Origin of the sequence: Pseudarthrobacter sp. NPDC058119 (assembly GCF_042884655.1) — a bacterium.
In the GTDB taxonomy this organism is placed as follows: Bacteria; Actinomycetota; Actinomycetes; order Actinomycetales; family Micrococcaceae; genus Arthrobacter.
This window is the reverse complement of sequence record NZ_JBHVTN010000019.1, coordinates 1-2,864: the sequence shown is the minus strand read 5'-3', so window position 1 is coordinate 2,864 and position 2,864 is coordinate 1. Positions and strand designations below refer to the sequence as shown.

At 67.2% G+C, this 2,864-nt stretch carries 1 protein-coding gene and 1 pseudogene; both read left to right on the top strand.

Annotation, left to right across the window (positions count from 1 at the left end):
- A partial coding sequence (gcvP, locus tag ACFVTD_RS20950; protein WP_387567087.1) for an aminomethyl-transferring glycine dehydrogenase occupies window positions 1-2,547 on the top strand: 2,547 nt, incomplete at its 5' end.
- Window positions 2,548-2,556: 9 nt separating this feature from the next.
- A pseudogene (locus ACFVTD_RS20945) lies at window positions 2,557-2,864 on the top strand (glycine cleavage system protein T); the annotation flags it as partial.

Below are 2,864 nucleotides of genomic sequence, written 5' to 3'. Positions count from 1 at the left end.
CCGGCCTGGTACACCGCCTACACCCCGTACCAGCCTGAGATTTCCCAGGGCCGGCTCGAGGCGTTGCTGAACTTCCAGACCATGGTCCAGGACCTGGTAGGCCTGCCCATCGCCAACGCGTCCCTGCTCGATGAAGCCACCGCCGTGGCCGAGGCCGTGCTGATGATGCGCCGCGCCAACAAGGACAAGGACGCCCGCGACGGCAAGACCGTCCTGGACGCCGATGTCCTGCCGCAGACCATCGCCATCGTCAAGGGCCGTGCCGAGGCGCTCGGCTTCGAGGTTGAGGTCGCCGACCTGTCCAAGGGACTCCCTGAAGGCGCGATCAACGGGATCGTGCTCCAGCAGCCGGGTGTCTCCGGCCGCGTCTTCAACCACGCAGGCGTCATCGCCGAGGCGAAGGAGCGCGGCGCGCTGGTCACCGTCGCCGCAGACCTGCTGGCCCTGACCCTGATCACCCCTCCGGGCGAGCAGGGTGCCGACATCGCCGTCGGCTCCACCCAGCGTTTCGGTGTGCCGCTGTTCTTCGGCGGCCCACACGCTGCCTACATGGCCGTGGCCAAGGGCCTGGAGCGGTCCATGCCCGGCCGCCTGGTGGGCGTGTCCAAGGACGACGCCGGCCTCCCGGCCTACCGCCTGGCGCTGCAGACCCGCGAGCAGCACATCCGCCGCGAGAAGGCCACGTCCAACATCTGCACGGCGCAGGCCCTGCTGGCCATCGTTTCCTCCTTCTACGCCGTCTACCACGGCCCCGACGGGCTGAAGGCCATCGCCGAGCGCGTCCACAACAACGCCCGCGTCCTCGCCACCACCCTCAAGGTGGCCGGACGGGAACTGGCCACCGAGACCTTCTTCGACACTGTCACGGTCTCCGTCCCCGGCAAGGCCGCCAAAGTCATCACCGCGGCTGAAGCACGCGGCATCAACCTGCGCTACATCGACGCGGACACCATCGGTGTCTCCACGGATGAAACCACGACGCCGGAGATCCTGTCCGCGATCGCCGTCGCCTTTGGTGCCGGTCCGGTGGTGGACGCCGAGGGCTTCGAACTGCCCGCAGAGGTGCTCCGCACCTCCGAGTACCTGCAGCATCCGGTGTTCAACACCCACCGGTCCGAAACCCAGCTGCTGCGCTACATCCGGAAGCTGTCGGACCGGGACCTGGCGCTGGACCGCACCATGATCCCGCTGGGTTCCTGCACCATGAAGCTGAACGCCACCGCCGAGATGGAGGCCATCTCCTGGCCGGAGTTCGCCTCCATCCACCCCTTCGCCCCGGACTCCCAGACCGAGGGCTGGCGTGAACTGATCAGCGGCCTGGAAGCCGACCTGGCCGAGATCACCGGGTACGACCAGGTGTCGCTGCAGCCGAACGCCGGGTCCCAGGGCGAGCTCGCCGGCCTGCTGGCCATCCGCGGCTACCACCACTCCCGCGGCGAAGAGCAGCGGAACGTCTGCCTGATCCCGGCATCGGCCCACGGCACCAACGCCGCCTCCGCCGTCCTGGCCGGCATGAAGGTCGTCGTCGTGGCCACGGCCGCCGACGGCACGATCGACCACGAGGACCTGTACGCGAAAATCGAGGCGAACAAGGATGCCCTCTCGGCGATCATGATCACCTACCCGTCCACCCACGGCGTCTATGACGCGGACGTGACCGAGATCTGCGAGGCTGTCCATGCTGCCGGTGGCCAGGTCTACGTTGACGGCGCCAACCTGAACGCCCTGGTGGGCCTGGCCCAGCCCGGCAAGTTCGGCGGCGACGTCTCCCACCTGAACCTGCACAAGACCTTCTGCATCCCGCACGGCGGCGGCGGACCCGGCGTCGGACCGGTCGCGGCCAAGGCCCACCTGGCTCCGTTCATGCCCGGCGACGCCAACAAGGCAACGCATGAGGAAGGCCACGGCGTGGCCATCAGCGCCTCGAACTATGGCTCGGCCGGTGTCCTGCCGATCTCCTGGGCCTACGTGAAGCTCATGGGCGGCGAAGGCCTCACCGAGGCCACCAAGGCAGCCCTGCTCGCGGCGAACTATGTTGCCGTACGCCTGAACGAGTACTTCCCGGTCCTCTACACCGGCGAGGGCGGCCTCGTGGCGCACGAATGCATCCTGGACCTGCGCGACCTGACCGCCAAGACCGGCGTCACCGCGGAGGACGTGGCCAAGCGCCTCATCGACTTCGGTTTCCACGCCCCTACCCTGGCATTCCCGGTGGCCGGGACGCTGATGGTGGAGCCCACCGAGTCCGAGGACCTGGCCGAGATCGACCGCTTCATCGAAGCCATGATCACCATCCGCAAGGAAATCGACCAGGTGGCCAACGGCGACTTCACTGTCCAGGACTCCCCGCTGCGCAACGCACCCCACACAGCGTCCGCCGTCGTGAACTCCGAATGGACCCGCCAGTACAGCCGTGAGCAGGCCGTCTTCCCCGTCCACCACCTTAAGCAGGACAAGTACTTCCCGCCGGTGGGCCGGATCGACGGCGCCGGTGGAGACCGAAACCTGATCTGCTCCTGCCCGCCGCTGTCCGAGTTCGAAAACTAAGGATCCCCCATGACTGAGAACTACACGGCTCTTTACGAAGAGCATAAAAAGCTGGGCGCCTCCTTCACCGACTTCGGTGGCTGGGAGATGCCGCTCAAGTACAGCTCCGAACTGGCTGAGCACCACGCCGTCCGCAACACCGCGGGCCTGTTCGACCTCTCCCACATGGGCGAAGTGTGGGTCACCGGGCCCCAGGCCGGTGCCTTCCTGGATTACGCCCTGGTGGGCAAACTGTCCGCCATCGCGGACGGCAAGGCCAAGTACTCGCTGATCTGCAACGAAGACGGCGGCATCATCGACGACCTCATCACCTACCG